Origin of the sequence: Microcoleus sp. CAWBG640 (genome assembly GCF_020883015.1) — a bacterium.
GTDB lineage: Bacteria > Cyanobacteriota > Cyanobacteriia > Cyanobacteriales > Microcoleaceae > Microcoleus > Microcoleus anatoxicus.
Genome location: NZ_JAHRFC010000197.1, coordinates 1 through 2399, shown reverse-complemented (window position 1 = coordinate 2399; position 2399 = coordinate 1). Strand labels below are relative to the sequence as shown.

The following is a 2399-nucleotide window of genomic DNA, read 5'->3' as shown; positions in this document are numbered from 1 at the left end:
AAGGGTGTCGGGTAAGGTTTAAGCGTCGCCACTCTCCCCTCCCCTAAGAACCGTGCATGAGACTTTCGCACTCACACGGCTCAAGCCTTACTTCAAGCTAGTTGACTTGGGTTTTGAATGTACCTGTTTGTGACACGGTGAGTGTAAGTGCTGAAGATTACTTATGTCGTTTAAGCCCCCTTTAGCAACAGGTACTATGTGATGGGTTTCGATTTCTTCACCGTTGAGTAGTGGTTGACCACAGATTGGACATTTCCATTTTTGATTTTGTGCTATGAGATAGTTTTTGCTACCTTTTGCCCAGTAGGATTTGCCTAATTTTTGGTTTCTTTTGTCCCAATACTCTTTAAGTGTTTGGTCGTCGGGACTTGCTCCTCCATTAACCTTTACATGGCGTTCAATAGGTGTTGATGCTATAGAATAAAGGCAGTAGTTAAACTTCTGGTCTTTATTTTCACGTTCGCCTAATTCACAGGCGAATACCCATTTATTACCATTTATAGTTTTGAAGTATTTGTCTTTAACCCAATTTGTGCCTTTGTTGGGGTGTCTACGTTTTGCCCAACGCCAAAGGTATTGCCATACCCTGTGAGAGATATAGTTGAAGGTTACTTTGCTAACTCCTCCTTTGTAGTAGTTAGCAAAACCTCGGAGAATTGGATTTAGTTTGCTGATTACATCTTCCTGTTTTGAGCCATTTAAAGCTTTTATCTCATCCCCTATCCGTTTACAAAAATCTAGGACTTTCTTCCTGGAGGGTCTGGTTAATAGCTTGCCATTATAATGACGGTGGTTAAAACCTAAGAAATCAAAGCCTTTTTCCATTGACGTTATTAATGTCTTCTCCGCGCTTAGTTCAAGTCCTCTTTCTAACAACCATTGCTGAATCTGGATTTGAACATTTTCAAGACTTTCTTTATCTCTAGCTGTGACGATGAAGTCATCAGCATATCTGATTACCCCAAATTGTACAGTTTGAGTTCCCTTTCTCTTCGCATAATGAGGAAGTATGGACTTGATCATTTGCTCTAATCCGTGGAGTCCAATATTGGCTAATAAGGGTGAGATAACACCACCTTGTGGAGTTCCTGTTTCCGTTGGATTGTATTTACCATTGGAAACAAATCCAGCTTTTAACCATCCTTTAATTAGTTCTCTCTTAGGAAAGTTACTAATCATGGATAGGATAGATTCATGGGCAATATTATCGAAGAATCCTCGAATGTCGGCTTCTAGAACCCAAGTGTCTTTACCACCTTTTAACCTGATAAAGTTTTGGGCGATAGCATCTTGACAACTTCTGCCAGGTCTAAATCCATAGGAATTGGGTTCAAACACGGATTCCCATTCGGGTTAAGCGTGAATTCTTAATTATTGCTTGTTCGATTCTGTCGCGCACGGTTGGGATTCCGAGCGGTCGTTTCTTTCCATTGGGCTTTGGTATCTCCACCCGTCTGGTTGGCTTGAGGTTTCCCCCCTTCCAATTATTTACCAGGTTCACTCGTTGCGCTGGGGTGTTGATAATCTCATTATCAATTCCTGCCGTTGCTTTACCTTTGTTGGTCTGAGTGATACGTCGAACAGATAGTAATAAGTTTGCGTAGCTTCGTTGCATTAACTTCTGAAGATTCCGAAGAGTCCTGAAGTTACCAAGTTTTCTAGCACGAAAAATTCTTTGTCGTAGATTCTTAACAAGCTTGTGGGCTTTACGCCATTGAATGTGGCTCCAGTCCTCTAGTTGTCTCCTTGTTCCGTTTGTTGATATTGCTATCACCATCTAACTTGTCCTCGGATTAAGTTTCGATAACATTTAGTTTTTCGTATAAGACCCAGATAAAGTCTGCTTTCCTTTCGGTCAGAGGCAAATTTGGAACCCCTATCTAACTCATTACAAGTTAGCATTTGCTTTTTCATCCATCCTCTATCCTCCAGAGAATTCAGTCGTTGTTACCTCGGACTTACTAGAAGTATTCGACCACTTCTAGACTCTGTAGGGTTTACCCTGTTGTGCCGTTTAGTTGTCTGTTATTCCTTAGATGCTGTCTATTCTGCGATAGGGATTTTATTCACACGATTTGGCGATTGCACAACGCCGAATCTACCTATTTACCTTTTGGTCGGAGCCTATCAGCCTTATTTGGCTCCTTGGAAAATAACGCAGTTTAATCAACAATTCACTGATGTTCATCATAGAATAACTCCCTCTTGCTCTCTAACCAACTTAGGCTGTCAGTTACGGCTACTTTCGGGGTCTGCATTCCGCTTGTTTCGTTGCCTACTTGAGCGTGACCGGACTCATTATTGAGCCTTTTCCGTGAGGGTAAGGGGTGTGAAACCCTTAGAGGAGTGGGTTCCTCGGACTAAACGACCAGTTCAGGTCGCGCATACAAAATTTCCTT

2 protein-coding genes are annotated in these 2399 nt (G+C 41.9%); both read right to left on the bottom strand.

The window, feature by feature from the left end; all coding sequences use genetic code 11:
• Positions 1-87: 87 nt before the first annotated feature.
• Positions 88-1338, bottom strand: a complete 1251-nt coding sequence (locus AAFP11_RS30195; RefSeq protein ID WP_341740312.1) for a reverse transcriptase domain-containing protein — start codon at positions 1336-1338, stop codon at positions 88-90.
• Complete coding sequence (locus AAFP11_RS30190; RefSeq protein ID WP_341740311.1) at positions 1331-1777, bottom strand: reverse transcriptase N-terminal domain-containing protein; 447 nt, start codon at positions 1775-1777, stop codon at positions 1331-1333. The genes AAFP11_RS30195 and AAFP11_RS30190 overlap by 8 nt, the downstream gene beginning before the upstream one ends.
• Positions 1778-2399: the final 622 nt, after the last annotated feature.